Below are 19,133 nucleotides of genomic sequence, written 5' to 3'. Positions count from 1 at the left end.
GGGTTATTCAAGTAATTTAAGAGTACTTCTTATAAGTATGCAAATGTAAAAAAAATAATGATTTCTTCTTAACTCTAAAACTAAAAAATTAACATTTAGTTAGGGTTTAGAGTGTAAATACTTAAAAATCAGATAATTAAGTTGTATTAACTGTTAATAACTTTTCATTAAATGGCTGATTATCAGTCAATAATTGCCTTTTTTTGGCTACTTTTAACGGTGTAAAGACCTATGAAAGTGACGAGTCCATTAACGATGAGCAATGCAAAACCAAAGCTAAAATTGTATAATTCTAAGCTATAGTAGTTCAATAAATAAGTAATAATTGGAGACAAGATACAGACGAATGGCACCCATTTATCTTTTAATTTAAACCTCGTAAAAAGACCAAAAGCATACAAACCTAATAATGGGCCATAGGTGTAATTTGCAAAGGTAAATATCTTAGCAATCACACTTTCATCAGCAATAAAATATTTAAAAATTAAGATGGTAACAATTAAAATTAGTGAGAAGATTATATGTATTTTTTTTCTAATTTTTTCTTGATTAACAGCGCTTTCTTTTTTGTCTATTTCCAATATGTCAATACTAAAAGAGGTGGTTAAAGAAGTTAATGCAGAATCTGCACTAGAGTAGGCTGCTGCTATTAAACCTAGTAGAAAGAAAATAGCTGTAGCTAAACCTAAAGTACCTTTGGTTGCTATTATAGGAAAAAGTTGGTCTTTGTGTGCGTCAATTCCTTTTTTTTGAGCGTAATCTGTTAGTAACACTCCTAAAGCTAAAAAGAAGAAGTTTACAACTACTAAAACTATTGTAAACCAAAACATGTTTTTTTGAGCATCCTTTAGATTTCTACAAGTAAGATTTTTTTGCATCATATCTTGGTCTAATCCTGTCATTACAATAGCCACAAATGCACCTGCAAGAAATCGTTTCCAAAAATAATCACCAGATTTAAAATCATCAAAAAAGAAAGTTTTAGAGAGTTCACTGTCTGTAACATAAGTAAATAAATTGCTAATTTCCATTTCACTAGAAATGGTGTAAATACAAACGCCAACTGCAATTAGCATAAATAGTGTTTGTAGGGTATCTGTCCAAACAATAGTTTTAATTCCGCCTTTAAACGTATACAACCAAATTAATAGTATTGTTATGGTTACTGTAATCCAAAAAGGTATTCCAAATTCATCAAACAATAAGAGTTGTAAAACATTAGCTACTAGAAACAGTCGAAAAGAAGCACCAATGATTCTTGATAATAAAAAATAGCTAGCACCAGTTTTGTAGGAATAATTTCCAAATCTATCTTGAAGATAGGTGTAAATTGATGTTAAATTCAGTTTATAATAAAGAGGTAGTAATACTAAGCCAATAACAGCATAACCTACTATATAGCCCAAAACCATTTGCATGTAACTCATGCTTTGGGCTTCTACCCAACCAGGAACAGAAATAAATGTAACTCCAGAAAGTGAAGCGCCTATCATACCAAAAGCAACCAAATACCAAGGTGATGAATTGTTTGCCTTAAAAAACGTAGCATTATTGGCAGATTTACCAGTAACGTAAGAAATAAGAATTAATACAGAGAAATAACCAATTATTAAAAGTAAAATATGAAGTGGCTGCATATGTATAAATTTCAATTTTGTAAGCACGAATATATGTTATTTAACAGTCTTTTTTATTTTTTCTTCATTCTTTTCTTTTGAATGATTTAAATTTGCAACTATGGATTTTTCGTCAAAAATTTTAGAGAATGCTGTAAACGAAGTTTCAAGATTACCAGGTATTGGTAAACGTACAGCTTTACGTTTGGTTCTGCACTTATTAAAGCAGCCTAAAGAAAATACAAGTTATTTGTCAGAAGCCTTGTTGCATTTAAGAAACGATGTAAAATCTTGTGAAAAATGTCATAATATCTCAGATACGGTTTTGTGTGATATTTGTAATAATCCTAAAAGAAATGAAGAAATTGTTTGTGTGGTAGAAGATATTAGAGATGTTATGGCTATAGAAAGTACTTCTCAATTTAAGGGATTGTACCATGTTTTGGGTGGTAAAATTTCTCCAATAGAAGGCATAGGGCCACAGAATTTACAAATAGAATCTTTAGTAAATAAGGTAGAAAAAGGCATAATTAAAGAGTTGATATTTGCCTTGAGCTCAACAATGGAAGGTGATACTACCAACTTCTATATTTATAAACAGATAGAAAAATACAACATTACAACATCTACCATAGCTCGCGGAATTTCTGTAGGAGACGAATTAGAGTATGCAGATGAAGTTACTTTAGGAAGATCTATTGTTAATAGAATTCCTTTTTCTCAATCTATAAAAAATTAAGGGTTACGCTTTAATTGTTAAAATGGGCTTTAATGCTTTTTTAGATAGTGATTTGGTTACACTTGCAGAAAATAAGTGAGATAGTCCACTTCTTCCACTTGTACTTAATGCAATTAAATCTGCATTTAAATCTCTCGAAAAATTTAGAATACCTTTCTCAATAGAAGCATCATTGTAAATATTAATAGAGAACTTAGGTAAATCGAATTCCCTAATAAAGTTTTCTATTTTTTCGGTAGCATCGTGAGTGCTTTCAAATTTAGTAGGTGTTGTAACTTTTAATAAATGAATTTCACTTTTAAAATGATTAGCAAAATCTAGAAACTTTCTAAAAACTACTTTTTTACTATCGTCTTTAAAGTTAGAAGCAAAAACAATGTTTTTAATTCTAAACTTCTTAGAATCTTTTTTAACAACAATAACAGGTACATGAGCTCTTCTTACTACTTTTTCTGTATTAGAACCAATAAGAATTTCTTCAAATTCAGAATGTCCCTTAGAACCCATAACAATTAAATCTGCTTCAATTTTTTCAGCATATTGCAAAATACCCTCATATGGTTTTTGAAAACGAATGGCATGATGCACTTCATAGCTTTCATCAAAAAAATCGGTTTTAAACTCTAAAATTCGATCTCTAATTTTTCTTAAATACAACATGCTTTCAGGAATACTAAAGTTGCTTCCTGCACCCATGTCTACAATTCCAGATGGCAATTCTATCATATGCAATAAGTACACTGTGCTGTTAGATTTCTTTGCAATTCTAGATGCCATTTTACAGGCAAATTCAGATCTCTTAGAAAAATCGATAGGAACTAATATTTTATCCATAATAGATTTGGTTGATTTAATTAATTGTATAAATTAAAGTTACGAAAAAAAATAGAATATAATTACGTTTGCTAAATAGTAAACAATTCGTATATTTGCACAGAATTTAGCAGTAATTTGATAAATGAGGGGACTTAAAGTCCCCTCTTTTTATACTCAAAAAGAATATTTTAATCGATTATCAAGTTTTTATATGGATCATAAGAAAATTAAAGATTTAGTAGACGAAGCTTTGGCCTTAAATGAAAGTCTATTTTTAATTGATTTAACAATTTCTGAGAATAATAAAATTCAAGTTACAGTAGATGGTGATAATGGAGTTCCTTTAAGTGAATGCATTAGAATTAGTAGAAATGTAGAGCATAATTTAGATAGAGAAGAAGAAGATTTTTCTTTAGAAGTAACCACTCCAGACATTTCTCATCCATTGAAAGAAAAAAGGCAGTACGTAAAAAATATCAATAGAATATTAAAAGTAAAAACTGCAGAAGAAGAATTAGAAGGTACTCTTGTAGAGGCAGATGATGAAAAGATTGTGCTAAACTGGAAAGCAAGAGAACCAAAACCAATAGGTAAGGGTAAAGTTACCGTAAAAAAATCGGCAACTTTAACTTACACAGAAATTAAAGAAGCAAAAGTGAAGATTGTATTTTAAGTAAAGATGTAATGGAAAATATAGCATTAATTGATTCGTTTTCAGAATTTAAAGATAATAAGAGTATAGACAGAGTAACATTAATGTCTATTTTAGAAGAAGTTTTTAGAGCTGCTTTAAAGCGTAAGTTTGGTTCAGATGATAATTTTGATATTATTATTAACCCAGATAAAGGAGATTTAGAAATTTGGAGAAATAGAGTTGTTGTTGCAGATGGTTTTTCTGAAGATGATAATGAAGAGATAGAACTTTCTGAAGCTAGAAAAATTGAGCCAGATTTTGAGATCGGAGAAGATGTATCTGAAGAGGTTAAATTAATCGATTTAGGAAGAAGAGCAATTTTAGCTTTACGTCAAAACTTAATTTCTAAAATTTACGAGCACGATAGTACTAATATCTTTAAGCAATTTAAAGATTTAGAAGGTGAATTATTCAGTGCAGAAGTGCATCACATACGTCATAATGCAATTATATTGTTAGATGATGAAGGTAATGAAATTGTGTTACCAAAAAGTGAGCAAATACGTTCAGACTTTTTTAGAAAAGGAGATAATGTAAGAGGTGTAATTAAAACTGTAGAATTAAGAGGTAACAAACCTGCAATAATTCTATCTAGAACATCTCCAGCATTTTTAAATAAATTATTCGAACAAGAAATTCCAGAAGTTTTTGATGGTTTAATAACTGTTGAAGGTGTTGCAAGAATTCCAGGTGAAAAAGCAAAAGTAGCTGTAGATTCTTATGATGATAGAATTGATCCTGTAGGAGCTTGTGTTGGTGTAAAAGGTTCAAGAATACATGGCATTGTTCGTGAATTAGGTAATGAAAACATAGATGTTATCAATTACACTAAAAACGAACAATTATTTATCTCTAGAGCACTTAGCCCAGCAAAAGTAACATCAATGGAAATTACCATGTATGAAGAAGAGAAAAATGGTAAGAAAGGTCGTGTAAGCGTTCTTTTAAAACCAGAAGAAGTTTCTAAAGCAATTGGTAGAGGTGGTGTTAATATTAGATTAGCAAGTGAGTTAACAGGTTACGAAATAGACGTTCAAAGAGAAGGTTTAGAAGAAGAAGACGTAGAGTTAACAGAATTTATTGACGAAATTGAAGACTGGGTTATTACAGAATTCAAGAAAATTGGTTTAGATACTGCAAGAAGTGTGTTGGAAACAAGCGTTGCAGAATTGGTGAAACGAACTGATTTAGAGGAAGAAACAATTATAGATGTTCAAAGAATTTTAAAAGAGGAATTCGAGGACTAATTATAGCGTAGAAACAAAGTAAAAATTATATTTTTACAATTATAAAGTTAAAAGAATTATATGTCTGTAGGCAAAACAATGAGGCTTAATAAAGTTTTAAGAGAATTAAACATTTCTCTTGATAGAGCAGTTGAATATTTAGCAAAGAATGGTCATGAAATAGAAGCAAGACCAACTACTAAAATTTCTGCTGATATCTATCAAGTGTTGCAAGATGGCTTTGAAACAGATGCAAACAAAAAAGCTGCATCTAAAGAAGTTGGCGAAGAAAAGCGTAAAGAGAAAGAAGCAATTCGTTTAGAACTTGAAGCTAAGTTAGAAAAGAAAAGAGCAGAAGAAGAGAAGAAAGAAGAAATTCTTAAAGCCAAAGCAGAAAAGTTAGAGCTTAAAACAGTTGGTAAAATCGATATCGATAATGCAGGTAAAAAGCCTACAGAAAAGCCTGAGCCAGTTAAAGAAGCGCCTAAGAAAGAAGCACCAAAACAAGTTGAAGCAACTCCTGAGAAAAAGGTAGAAGCAGAAAAAGTTGTTGAGGATAAAGTAGAAGCTCCAAAAGAAACTAAGAAAGTAGAAAAGGCTAAGCCTATTTCTGCTATAGAAAAAGTGGCTTCTAAAGTAGAGAGTAAAATAGAAGGCAAATCAGATGCTACAAAAGCAGAAGAAAAATCAGGTGAGGTTACGCCTGAAAATGCTGAAGCTATTAAAACTCAATACAAAAAATTAGATGGTCCTAACTTTACAGGTAAAAAGATTGATTTAAAACAATTCGAAAAACCTAAAAAGAAGAAAACCGAGGTTAAGAAAACAGGTACAGATGCTAAAAAGAAGCGTAAGCGTATAAGCAAACCTGGTGGAGGTGGAGTAGGAAGACCTACAGGAAACAGAGGTTCTAACAATAACAGACCAAGAGGAACTGGGCCAAGAGGCAGAGCAAATACAAGAACTCCTGTTAAAAAGGAAGAGCCAACAGAAGCAGAAATCCAAAAACAAGTAAGAGAAACTCTTGAGAAATTACAAGGGAAATCTTCTAAAGGAAAAGGAGCTAAATATCGTAGAAATAAACGTGATGCCAGAAGAGAACAATCTGAAGCAGAACTAGAAGCACAAGAATTAGACAACAAAATCTTAAAAGTAACAGAATTTGTTACTGTTAGTGAAGTTGCAACTATGATGGATGTGCCAGTAACCAATATTATTTCTGCATGTATGTCATTAGGAATGATGGTTACAATGAACCAACGTTTAGATGCAGAGACCTTAGTAATTGTTGCAGAAGAATTCAATTATAAAGTAGAATTTGTTGGTGCAGAAGTTGAAGAGTCTATTGAAGAAGTAGAAGATAAACCAGAAGATTTAGAAACTAGAGCGCCTATTATTACTGTAATGGGTCACGTAGATCATGGTAAAACATCTTTATTAGATTATATTAGAAATGCAAATGTAATTGAAGGAGAAAGTGGAGGAATAACGCAACATATTGGAGCGTATTCTGTAAATGTAGGTGATCAAAAAATTGCCTTTTTAGATACTCCAGGTCACGAAGCCTTTACTGCAATGCGTGCTAGAGGAGCTCAAGTAACAGATTTAGTAATTATTGTAGCAGCAGCAGATGATGATGTAATGCCACAAACAAAAGAGGCTATTTCTCACGCTCAAGCAGCAGGTGTTCCAATCATATTTGCAATTAATAAGATTGATAAACCAAACGCAAATCCAGATAATGTAAAAACACAATTATCTCAAATGAATTTGTTGATAGAAGAATGGGGTGGAAATATCCAGTCTCAAGACATTTCAGCAAAAACAGGTCAAGGTGTTGATGAACTTTTAGAAAAAGTATTATTAGAAGCAGAGGTATTAGAATTAAAAGCTAATCCTAATAAAAATGCAGTTGGTACTGTAGTAGAAGCACAATTAGATAAGGGTAGAGGTTATGTAACAACTATTTTAGTACAAGCAGGTACTTTAAAAGTAGGTGATTATATTCTTGCTGGTAAACATAGTGGTAAAGTAAAAGCTATGTTTAACGATAAAGGTAAGAAACTTAAAAAAGCAGGACCTTCAACACCAGTTTCTATATTAGGTTTAGATGGTGCTCCACAAGCAGGAGACAAGTTCTTAGTATTTGATGACGAAAGAGAAGCAAAACAGATAGCTACAAAACGTTCACAATTACAAAGAGAACAGTCTGTAAGAACACAAAAAACTTTAACGTTAGACGAAATAGGAAGACGTATTGCTCTTGGAGATTTCAAAGAATTAAATATTATATTAAAAGGAGACGTGGATGGTTCAGTAGAAGCATTAACAAACTCTTTCCAAAAATTATCTACAGAAGAAATTCAGGTTAATATTTTACATAAAGGTGTTGGTGCCATTACAGAAAGTGATGTGTTACTAGCAACAGCTTCAGACGCTATTATTGTTGGGTTTAATGTAAGACCACAAGGAAATGCAAGAGCTGTAGCAGATAGAGAAGAAGTTGATATTAGAACATACTCTATAATTTATGATGCAATTAATGACCTTAAAGATGCCATGGAAGGAATGTTATCTCCAGAAATGAAAGAAGAGGTTACTGGTAATGTTGAAATTAGAGAAGTATATAAAATTTCTAAAGTAGGTAACATTGCAGGTTGTATGGTAATGTCTGGTAAAATCTTTAGAGATTCTCAAATTAGAGTTATTAGAGATGGAATTGTAGTTCATGATGGTGTTTTAACTTCATTAAAACGTTTTAAAGACGATGTTAGAGAAGTAGCAAAAGGTTATGATTGTGGTTTACAAATTAAGAACTATAATGATATTCAAGAAGGTGATGCAATAGAAGCTTACAAAGAAGTAGCAGTTAAGAAGAAATTGAAATAAATTTCTTACTTTTTATAAAAATAAAACACCAAAACATGAATTTGTTTTGGTGTTTTTTTATGCTTCCAAATTTAATCTCTAATTAGACTAAAGTTTCCAGATTCATTAATTTCATTATCATCTTTGTCTACTATTTTGGCTTTGAACCAAAAGTTGTTAGAATTTAGGTTTTTACCATTGTAAGATCCATTCCAACCTATGGAATCAAAATCTGTAATTGAATATATCAGCTTTCCAAATCTATCGAAGATTTTTACATCTATAGATTTAAACGATGTTTTATCTAGCCCTTTAATATTCCAAAAGTCATTTTCTCCATCTCCATTTGGCGTAAAGTACTTTTTAAAGCCAATTACAGAAACTGTAATTTGTATAGCTTGTTCGCAATTGTTTAGATCTCTGACGTAAATCGTTTGCAGACCAGCATCAACATTGTTGAAGAAATAATTGTTGGCATTTCCAAAATAGTCAATATTATCTAAAGAAAATTCATAACTACTATTCCCATCTACTGTAACTGAAATTGTGTTATTTTTTTCATCCTCTGTATCAACTATAATTTCACTAAAAGTAGGAATAGGAGGATTCACTACTCCAAATTCTTTCGTGTTAGAACACTCTATTCCATTTTCTATTTTATAAACAGTTAACGAAAACTGCCCTACTTGATTTAGTATAAAGTCTTGATCTGTACTTAGTATAGTTCCGTTTGCATTTTTCCATTCAAAACGATCATTTAAAGTATTGGCAGAAACAATTACAGGTGGTTTAGCACTGGGATCAAAACAAATGGTGTAATTGTCTAACAGATTAATTGGTGGTGTAGCATTTACAATAATATTAAAACCTTGAATTCCTCCACAAGATAAATCAGCTTCCTGCGCTTTAACATATATTGTTCCTGATGTATATGTAAAGTTAGATTCAAATTCATTTAAATTGGTTTGTGCGTCTAAATAGGTAGGATAAAAAGATAATAATGTACTGTTTGGAATGCCCAATTGATTTCGAATAGAACTCGCTAAGAATTCACTGTCAAAAAGACCTTTGGCATCACCAACAATTCCATCAGAATCTTCACAGACATAAAAATTTTCAATATTTGCAAGATCTACAAACCTAGCAGTAATTATAAATGATGTTGTTTCGAAACAGCCATTGTCATTAATTACTTTCACAAAAATCTCTTGATTTTGAACCGTATTTTGAAAGTTTTCAGGATTTGCAATAGGAACATCATTATTCAAATCATCTTGAGATAAGTAGAATATTAATTGTTCGTTTAAGGTAGGGTCAGTAATTTTAGAGGTAATCGAAAAGAGATTAAATGTAGATAGTCCATCAGAATCTTCATCACATTCTATCAACTCTTGATTCGCATTTAACACTGGCAATTCAAAAGCTTCAACTACTTTATAAACTGTAACTTTTTTAGAACCAACAGTTAAAACACCTTTAACAGTATAGGTTCCTGGTGCACTATAAGTATGAGTAGTAGTAATTCCTGTTCCAGAATTACCATCGCCAAAATCCCAAATTACATCAGAAATAGGAGCATAGGAGGTGCTAGAAAATGTAAAAGGATCTACAAAACATTGGTTTTCTGTAACAATTTTTGACGCAAAGTAAGATTGTATAAAGTTTGGTAAGCCTCTCTTAGATTTACCAGGATTTAATTCTGGAGATAGAGGAGTGTAATTAGACAATAAGCTTTTTCCATTTGGTTCATTAATTACACCTAAAATTAAGCTATCATCATTCTCAAAAGTTAATGCAACATAAATTTTTTGGTCATTGGCCAACTGTAAGCTTTCTACTTTAATATTTGGCCTAAAATACAAAAGAGCTCTAGGATCCTCTTGGGCTGTAGGGCCCTCTATTTCATATTGAAATATTCCATTATTGTCACCCGCATCAAAACTAACATATACAAATTGTCCATTAGGCGAAATTTCGATTCCTTTTGGTGGCCAAACTGCAAAAGGAGGATCAATTATAAGATTTCTATTAAAGGTAATATCTCCTGTTTCATTATCAAAATTAAAATAATGAACGTATCTAGTTCTATCACTTTCGGTTTGGCTAGCAACTATCAATTTTTTGCCATCAACAGAAAACTTCATAGCACCTAAAGACTCTATTCCAAAGTCTAAATTGGTAACTTTTGCGTTGAAATCAATACCAGAATCTGTTATTGGATATGCCTTAAAAACTGTTTTTAATTCATCAGGGTCTGAGTTTGCAGCAGTAAGTGTTAATAACCAAAAAGATTCGCCACTTTTATGATGCACAGCCGTGAATTTCTCTGAAGGAGCATTAGAATCTAAAAAAGCATTTTTAGCGACTACTTTACCTAAAGGAAAATCATTTGAAAATTCTATTTCAGAATAAAACGCACCAGCAGTTACCAAAGGGTTTGTTGAGTTTTCTGAACGAGCATAAAACAGGTAATAAGTATTATTTGTGCCTGGTTTAGGTATTATGATTGATGATTGAAAATTGTTAGGATCTCCTGCAAGACCACTACCATTTTCCATAATTTCATGATTTCTGTTCCAAACAGTTGCTCCATCAGAATAAAACATTAATAAGCCATCTTCATTGGCAATAGATGCAGAACCAGCAGGTGCATCCATTGCACTGTCTGCTAAAACCTCTAATTCGCCTTTGTCGAAATTTAAAGCGGCTCTATTTCCAAAATACCAATAAATGGTTTCGTTTTGAGCTGTAATGCTTAAACTTAGACAAAGACATAAAAGAGTTAAATAGGTTTTCATAACCTTATTTTCTCAATAAAGAAAAGTTTCCTTTTTTATTTATTGTAGGTTTTGTTGTGTCTGCAGGTACTAATGTTACATTGTACCAATAATCATCAGAAGGTAATAATTTACCATTATACATACCATTCCAACCATTGCTATCAATTGGAACTTGAGCTACTAGATTTCCAAATCTATTAAAGATATTAATACTTGCATTAGGATAAAAAGTTTGATTTGCACCTTTTACCACCCAAGTATCATTTATGTTATCACCATTTGGTGTAAAGAATTTTGGAAACTGTATTACAGATACTAGTAAAGTTGTATCTGGAGAACATCCGTTTTTATCATTTACAATAACTTGATAAATTCCACCTTCTAAATTTTCGAAAAGTGGTTCATCTTGATAACCTATAAAAGGAATTCTAGTATTATTATCTGTATTTACAATCGCAAATTGATAATCTCCAGGACCTAAATCATTATTTATAGTATCAATAGAGATAGATAAATTATTAGTGCTTCCTAAATTATTCGATTCATCTACAATGGTTATAAAGCTAGATTCTAAAGTTGCAATGTTAGATTCTATAACTTCTATAGTCTCTTCTCTAGAACACATTGTACCATCCGTTGTGGTTGCTGTAACTTTATAGTTTCCTCCAGATGAAATATCAATATTATCTACAGATGCATTTGGATTTAATGTATTTCCATTTTCATCTGTCCAAACATAGGTGTAATTGTCACTCGGATTTTCTACGCTAATGTTGTAAGGTAAATCATTTAAACATAGAATTTGTGGTGTAGTTACAGTAAAGTTTGGTAATGGATTTACGATTAACTCAAAGTTAGCATCGTCATTTACACACATAGTTTGTTTGTTCTTCACTCTTATATAAATAGTTTCTGTACTATTTGAGTTGGTGTATGGTGAAGCTAAAGAGTTATCACCAGATGTTGCATCTGCTTGGGATATATGAAAAGTTACGTTAAAATCGCTCACATTTCTACTTGCTCCTAAAACCTCAGGAATTTTACTACTTAAATCTATTGTTTGAATAATTCCGTTTGCATCATCTCCATCATCATCATTGTCACATTCAGATAATACACTTACAGGATTTATAGATGGTTCTGGATAAACTAGTAATTGAAATGTAGAAAATACAGAAGGACATTGTAAGCCATTTTCATCTACAATAATAAAAAAGATGGTTTGTACACCTGGATCATCTGTATTAAAATCTGTAGGAAATGATGTTTCTGCTGTTGTATTTTGAAAATTACTTGGATCTGCAATAGCATTTGTTCTGTTTTCTGCATCTTGCTGAGAAATGTAATATTCAACAATTAAACCAGTTCTACCATCTAAAATATCTGCTTCTCTTTCTGTTAAGTTTATATTTTGGGCTATTCTATTTCTAGGATCTGCATCAGAAGGCGTAACTACATCGCAAACCATTAAATCTGGCACGTTTGCAGGAACAGTAGGAATTGGTTGAATAATGATTTTAAACGATGTGTTTGCATTATAACACATGCTACCTGTTCTGTTTTGTACCCTAACATAAATAGTTTGTTCACTAGTGGTACCAGCTGTAAATCCACTTGGTGCTTGATTTGTGTAATTTGTATCGTTTGTAATTACATCTATGTTATTTATAGCACCTTCTTCTGTAGTATGAAAAGTAACTTCGTAATCTGCTTCAGTTTGTCCTGTTCCTAAAATTTCGGCAACTTTATCTCTTAAGTTTATGGCAGCATTTCTACCATCAGCAGTGTTTCCAGATAAAGCATCATCACATTCTTCTATGTCAGAAACTGTAGTTGCTTGAGGAACTGCATGTATTTGTAAGAAAAATTCTCCTAAACCTTGGCAGTTGTTATTAATAGTACTAATTATTTTATAGTAAATAGGAAACTGGATTCCTTCAGGAATTGTAGTAATATCTATTTTATTGATATCGTTTCTATAGTTAGTAATATCAATCTCATTTAAAGAGTTATTTCTATCAGAAGAGTTTTCGTAAAAGAATACCTCTGTATTTGCTGGTGGATTTATACTATTTACAATAGCATCTCTATCTAATGAAAAGTTTGTAATAAAATCAGTATCGTCATTAGCACCAGGCGTATCATTACCATCTGCATCTAAAAGATCATCACAAACAGGTGGTTGTATATCATTATAAGGATTATCTGGAGTCTGCCCCACATTAATTCTTAATTCTACTAAACCATTAGAACAACCTTCATCAGATATAACGCTTACGTAAACAACTTCTATTGTATTTACAGTAACAGGATAAGAAGTAGGGTTGGTAATTTGATTTGTACCATTGATATCTGTAAAATACTCGAAAGTTATATTTGGTGTATCAGAAATATTATCCTCTGAAGTAGTTAAGTTAACTGTAGGATTAGTATCACTTGCATCAATACATTGATTAATTTCTGATGGATTATTTTTTATAATTGGTAAAGGGTTTACAGTTAAGGTTACAGAGCTCGATTCTTCTTCTGTACACGAGTTTCCTGTTCTGCTTAACAAAACTCTATATTGATTATTGTTAAAACTTAAAGGTGTATCTGTAATTTGTAAATCTTTAGTGGTTACTCCATTATACGTTGCATCATCAGTTAAGCTCGTCCAATTTGTACCATCTGTAGATACTTGCCATTGAAAAGCATCTGCATTAGAATCAATCGTCATTACTTCTGTATTTAATTCACAGAAAACAGGATCTACAAAAGAGTTAACGATTATTGGTGCACTTGTAATGTAATCTGCATTTGGTGTTGTGTAGCCATCTGTATTGTTAATTACCAAACCATTTGCATCTGTTGCAAAAGGATTTGCAAATAAAATACCAGAACCGTTTCCTGTAAAACCAGCTTCAATAACATCAAAACAATCATCTCCATCAGCATCTAAATCTGCAAAATCGTAAATAGTATCTTGATTTGCTGTGACCACAGAAGTGGCATCAGAATTTCTTAAAGCGTTTGCTAAAATTCCTGAATCAGGAGTGCTTTCTAAAGCATCTAATAATCCGTTAATACCAACATTAGCAGCGTTTGCATTATCGATAATTCCGTCATTATTGGCATCAGTAAGGGTAAAACCAGATTCTACTAAATCATAAATTCCATCATTATCAGAATCTAAGTCTAAATGATTTGGAACTCCATCTCCATCTGTATCATTCACTAAAGTTACTGAATCAAAAACATCATCTAAACCATCTAAATTGGCATCTGTATTTAATAGTGAAATACTTTCGTTGGCTGCTTCAAAAATATCTGGAACACCATCATTATCAGAATCTAAATCCAATGCATCTTCAATTCCATCACCATCAGAATCCATTCTTACATTTGTTAATTTTATGTTTCCATTAAATATTGAATTTGTAACATTTGAGGTTGCTGTATGTAAAAATATAACTTCATCAACATCATTAGCCACAAATTTAAATGGTGTATTTCCATTAGGAGCAGGATTATAAGTAAATCTAATAAGAGAACTCGAATAATTATCTACACCTGCTTCGAATTCACCATCAAAATTGGTGTCGACTAGTAATATATTATCAGGGTCTATTAATGTAACATTTTTTGCAGCTGGTCCTATTCCAACTTCATATTCTACACCAGATATTGAAGTATGTGGTTGGCTTGCATCTTGTGTAAACTCGAAATTAAAAGTTTCAGAGCTATTTAGAACATATATATTAGCAGCATTAGATGTACTGTTATCGTTTATTGTTGATGTAAAGTTTCCGTTTGTACTTCCAACAAAACTAACATTGCCATCGCTTGTTAAATTACCTGTTAAAAGGTTTGGTATAATTGCACCATCAGCTTCAACTGTTGGGTTACTTAAATTTGTCAAATTAATAGTTCCATCACCTAAGGATTCATCACTATTTAAAATACCATCATTATCTAAATCGACATCTAAGTTGTCAATTATTAAATCACTGTCATAATCATCTGGACATAAACTTACAGGTATTTCTACTGAATTAAAGGTAGCACCTGTACAATTTATAGTACCAATTAATCGATATCTACCAGGTTCACTTTCTAAAGGTTTATAGTCGGCTGTTGTACTTCTTTGTTCCCAATTACTTGTAGCAGGGTTAAAAAATTGCCATTCAAAACTATCAAACAAATCTGTATTAGCTGCTTGTAAAGTAACGTTTGGAATACAACTTCCTAAAGAGGCAACTGTAGTATTAAAATTTATTTCTGGAGCAGAAGGAAAACCAGAATAAAATGCTCCTGTTGTAGCTGCTCCACTTCTATTAAAGTAGGCACAATATAATTCTTGATCACTATTCACTTTTATGTTTCCACTAAGTCCAGAGACATTGTAAGTTACGTAGTTGGCATTACCTGTAACATTTGTTGGGCCTTGAGGAGAAAATGTGGAAATATCTGCATCATTAATGGTAACAGTTGCTCCAGTATTTGTAACGATGGTAACACCGCCAACAAAGTTACTACTACCAATTCTATCAATACTTGCAATATTATTTACGTCACCTTTATTTTCACAACTTAATGGTGGTACAAAAAATAAACCTTGATTCGCATCTGGAAATTGATTATTTATTTCAGCAATACCTTGATATACAAAAGCTGCTTTAGAAGTACTTATGTACATATTGCCATTGTTGTAGTTGTTTCCTTCAACTACAAAATATTCTCCAGCATCAATTGTGGTTGTAGAAGAGGCACCATTAATCGATATTTCTGTATCATTTTCGTGTGCAATAATTAATGCATTTTCATTACTATCTATACCACTTCCTCTTACTAAAATATATTCAGTACCTATTTTATCAGCACCTACAATTTGGTCCATTCCATAATCTCTACCATTACCGTTTCCAAAACTACCTGCTACAGATCCAGAATTAACAACTATTGGTTTGTCACTAGAGATTAAGCCACCAATTAAATCTTTTGGATCTTGACCAGCTAAAGCACTTAAAGCTACCACATAGCTTTCACCTTCATTTAAAACTATATCATTAGGCACATTTGAACCATTTGGTTGAGTAAATCCAGCAGGTAAGTTTGTGATATTTACAGTAGTATTATTTTGAGTAGCCATTAAAGAGGCAAAAGTTAAATGACCATTAACTGTGCTCCCTTCTCTAACAAAACCACCAATTCTAAAACTATTTCCTAATGCTGAACTACCTTTACTAACCAAGGCAGCTGCATGAAATGTGGATTGTGATATAACCCTTACAGATACATAAATAACATCACTAGCTTCAATAATGAACCCTTTGTTTTTAATAATACCACCTACATTAAAATTTGTAATATGCAATTGGCTATTTGAAGTGAAATCTTCAAAATTACCAGAGGAATCCAATATTGGTTGTACAAACGGGTTTCCATTAGAGACCACTCCACTATAGGCTGTTATATCAGGATTGCCAATTGGAGTAATTTTATAAGAAACATTATTTGTTTTTGGTGTAGATATGTAAAAGTATTGCTGACCAATCTCATCTGTTGAAACACTTGTCAATGGTGGTATAAAGTGTTTTTTACTTAACTGGCTAAATGCTGAAGAAGCACAAAATAAAAATACTAGAAACGATAGAAATTTCTTCATTTAATGAATTTTGAATATCAATTGTCAAATATATTTAAAAACTAGCGAAACTAACTTTTTTTAACATTGATAAATATGAGTAATTTATAGAGTTTTCGTAACAATTTTGAAGAAATCATAAATTATGTGTAACAACATGTTCATTTTAGCTACATATAATTAAACTTAAATTTCTTATAATTAAAAAAAATAACGAAATTGCTTATCCAAAAATTGTTCAACTAAAAAACTTAATTAAATGGCAGACGAATTTGATTTATTAGAAACTAGTTCAAATGAAAAAACAGAAAAAGTAGATGTTAACTGGGGTAAAGCTGTAGACACTATGAAGTCTAAATTGGCTCAAGAAGATGATCCTCAGAAACGTCAAAAAATACTTAATGCTACTTTAGATGATGTGGTTCATATGGCAGAAAAAGACAGAACTACGCTTTTAGATGCTATAAAAGATTTAACCGATTATCAAGATGAGGTTGGTATTATGTTCGAAAAGTTTTCTGCATTAAATGAAACTGAACAAAAGGTAATCGATGATGCTCAGAAAGAATTAGAAAGAGCTAGAATTGAATTAGAAGATGCACAAAATAAACCAGATACGTGGTGGAATAATCTTTGGGGTAGAAAATCTAAAATAAAGAAAGAAGAGCAGGAATTTGCTGAAGCAGAAAAGGTAAGAGCAGGCGCAGATAATAAAGCCAAAGCAATGTTTCAAGAGCGTATAGAAAGCGCAGATATTCAAACTTTGTTAAGCGAACTTTCTTACAAATCTCAAGCTGCTGTTAGTCGACTTAAAAATAGAGAAATAGAGATTAAAGAGGTTGAGGAGAAATTGAAAACCGCTATTGTAGAAGCTTCTAAAAATCATACCAAAGCTTTAGAAAAGAAAAAAGAAGTAGAAGGTAAGTTAGAAGAGCAATATGCCTTGCTAAAACAAGCGCGTCAAGAATTAGATGAAATTGCAGACAAACAATCTACAGAATATTCAGAAGCTATTGGTAAAGTAACTGCAATAGAACAAAAAGTAGAAGAGTTAGAAGGTCTTAAAAACGCTTACACAACATTAGCTGCTTCTAAAGATAGTTTTGTACACAAACACAATTTAACTATTAAAGTTTTAACATCTTTACGTTCTAATTTACAGACACATAGAGCAAAATTGAAATCAGATACTGAAGAACGATTAAAGTATTATGATGGTTATGTAGTTGCTTTAAAGGCAAGAACAGATCAAGAATTTGCTGCAATTTTAGAACATTTAGGTGTAAAAACCGATGAACATATTGGTGCTACTTTGGCTTCTATGCATTCTGCAAGCGCAAGAGCTCGTCAAGAAATGATGGATAATATTCCAGTTCATGAGAAGGTAATGAATGGTGTTTATAGTACTTATGCAGAAGCGCTACAAGAAATTAGAGAGAAGGATGGTGATATACAAAAGAATTTTGCTGATAGATATGGTATTGATATGAAAGAAATTTTCGAAGACTTCTATAAAGCAGATAAAGAAACACCAGTTTTAGAAGATGAAACTTCTGCTGAAGCTCCTAAAAAAGAGGTTTCTAATGATGATGATATGTTATCTTAAAACAAGTATTCAGTAAATCAATTTACAGTATTCAGTTCATATTGAATTGTAACCTGATAACTGTAAACTTTTAGCTAAACCATGATATCAACTCCCTTAGACTCTGCAGTTTTAAACTCTAAAGAACAATATGTTTTTTATCATAAAATGGTAGATTTTGTTTTAAAGGAAATCATTGTTAGAATTCAACAAAATCAACTGTGTAGTCAACAAGAAATTATTTTCTTTAAACAATATTCAGATTTGCTTTTATATTCTATAGAAGCCATGCGTATTAAATATATGTATGATGAAGAGGATAATATGAAAGTTGATTTAACAGACTCTGGGTTTCCTAATTATTTGGAATTTAGGTACTTGTATAATGATTTGGAGTTAAGAAAACAGTATTTAGATAAACTTGTAGATACCTCTGTTTTAAAAGAACAATTTTTAGATACGCTTTTAAGAAAAAAGCAACCTATCAAAAAAACAGATTTATTTAAGGCATCATCTATTATCTATTATACATCAGTCGAAAAACAGTTTATTTTTAATCGCTTTGTGCAAGGTAAAATATTAGATGCTCCTAAAGATGCCATTTACGATTATGTTACAAGCTGGAGTTTTTATGATGTAAGTCATAACAGGCCTTTCATCTGTTTTATGTATTTTAATTATGATGGAAATAATGCCTTAAAGGATAAAGAAAAAATTTATCAAACTTTAAAGGAAAGTGCAGATAGAGAAATGGCATTAGATACCATGGCTTATAATATTGATAGAAAATTAACGGCTATTCAGCCAAAACATATTAAAAGGATAGATTTAGGGCCTTTACATAATGTATTTGCAAAAGATGAGAACCAAATTACGCATGCAATTTTAAGCGGAATTTCTAATAAAACAGTTTCTTTAGAATCTTATGCAGTTTCTTTAACTATAGATGAGGTTTTTGCAGGTGAAACGTTTACAGAAGGTGGTTTTTTCTCAAAGCAAACAATGCAAAAATGGAGCGAAGTTATTAGTCAAAAATATCTTTTTGCTCCTCATAGAATTATTCAGTTGTTGCACAACCAAACACCAAGAGCTTTAGATGTATTAGCTCAAGAGCCAATTCAAATGGCTGACTTAAAATTGAAATAAGAACGAAAAAGAAAGAATTTGATTCTTTGCCTAGCCA

The 19,133-nt window shown here is 31.4% G+C and carries 10 protein-coding genes; 6 read left to right on the top strand and 4 right to left on the bottom strand.

Annotation, left to right across the window (positions count from 1 at the left end; genetic code table 11):
* Window positions 1–182: 182 nt before the first annotated feature.
* Complete coding sequence (locus MED152_RS04505) at window positions 183–1,637, bottom strand: sodium:solute symporter (protein ID WP_015480681.1); 1,455 nt, start codon at window positions 1,635–1,637, stop codon at window positions 183–185.
* A gap of 100 nt (window positions 1,638–1,737) precedes the next feature.
* On the opposite strand from MED152_RS04505, the gene recR reads away from it, so the two are divergent.
* A complete protein-coding gene (recR, locus tag MED152_RS04500; protein ID WP_015480680.1) occupies window positions 1,738–2,355 on the top strand; it encodes a recombination mediator RecR in 618 nt (205 codons plus the stop codon).
* 3 nt (window positions 2,356–2,358) lie between these two features.
* Here recR and MED152_RS04495 read toward each other — a convergent pair whose 3' ends face one another.
* Window positions 2,359–3,189, bottom strand: coding sequence for a universal stress protein (locus tag MED152_RS04495; RefSeq protein ID WP_015480679.1), 831 nt, complete (start codon window positions 3,187–3,189; stop codon window positions 2,359–2,361).
* Window positions 3,190–3,382: 193 nt separating this feature from the next.
* Here MED152_RS04495 and rimP point away from each other — a divergent pair, with 193 nt between their 5' ends.
* The 3 genes from rimP to infB are packed head-to-tail and all read left to right on the top strand — an operon-like array spanning window position 3,383 to window position 7,980.
* Window positions 3,383–3,844 carry a ribosome assembly cofactor RimP gene (gene rimP / locus MED152_RS04490; protein ID WP_015480678.1) on the top strand — a complete coding sequence of 154 codons (462 nt, stop codon included), beginning with the start codon at window positions 3,383–3,385 and terminating at the stop codon, window positions 3,842–3,844.
* Between the two features lie 11 nt (window positions 3,845–3,855).
* A complete protein-coding gene (gene nusA, locus MED152_RS04485) occupies window positions 3,856–5,112 on the top strand; it encodes a transcription termination factor NusA (protein WP_015480677.1) in 1,257 nt (418 codons plus the stop codon).
* Between the two features lie 60 nt (window positions 5,113–5,172).
* Window positions 5,173–7,980 (top strand): translation initiation factor IF-2, encoded by a 2,808-nt coding sequence (gene infB / locus MED152_RS04480; protein WP_015480676.1) that lies wholly within the window; start codon window positions 5,173–5,175, stop codon window positions 7,978–7,980.
* Between the two features lie 71 nt (window positions 7,981–8,051).
* Here infB and MED152_RS04475 read toward each other — a convergent pair whose 3' ends face one another.
* Together MED152_RS04475 and MED152_RS04470 are read right to left on the bottom strand one after the other, a co-directional pair.
* Window positions 8,052–10,757 carry a T9SS type B sorting domain-containing protein gene (locus MED152_RS04475; RefSeq protein WP_015480675.1) on the bottom strand — a complete coding sequence of 902 codons (2,706 nt, stop codon included), beginning with the start codon at window positions 10,755–10,757 and terminating at the stop codon, window positions 8,052–8,054.
* A 4-nt stretch (window positions 10,758–10,761) separates the two neighbouring features.
* The gene (locus MED152_RS04470; RefSeq protein WP_015480674.1) at window positions 10,762–16,386 is read right to left on the bottom strand and encodes a T9SS type B sorting domain-containing protein; all 5,625 of its coding nucleotides are present in this window, start codon (window positions 16,384–16,386) and stop codon (window positions 10,762–10,764) included.
* Window positions 16,387–16,624: 238 nt separating this feature from the next.
* On the opposite strand from MED152_RS04470, the gene MED152_RS04465 reads away from it, so the two are divergent.
* A complete protein-coding gene (locus MED152_RS04465) occupies window positions 16,625–17,971 on the top strand; it encodes a hypothetical protein (protein ID WP_015480673.1) in 1,347 nt (448 codons plus the stop codon).
* Window positions 17,972–18,052: 81 nt separating this feature from the next.
* Window positions 18,053–19,096 (top strand): hypothetical protein, encoded by a 1,044-nt coding sequence (locus tag MED152_RS04460; RefSeq protein WP_015480672.1) that lies wholly within the window; start codon window positions 18,053–18,055, stop codon window positions 19,094–19,096.
* Window positions 19,097–19,133: the final 37 nt, after the last annotated feature.

Origin of the sequence: Polaribacter sp. MED152, from assembly GCF_000152945.2 — a bacterium.
In the GTDB taxonomy this organism is placed as follows: Bacteria; Bacteroidota; Bacteroidia; order Flavobacteriales; family Flavobacteriaceae; genus Polaribacter.
The sequence above is the reverse complement of the archived record's forward strand: the minus strand, read 5'-3'. Positions and strand labels throughout refer to the sequence as shown.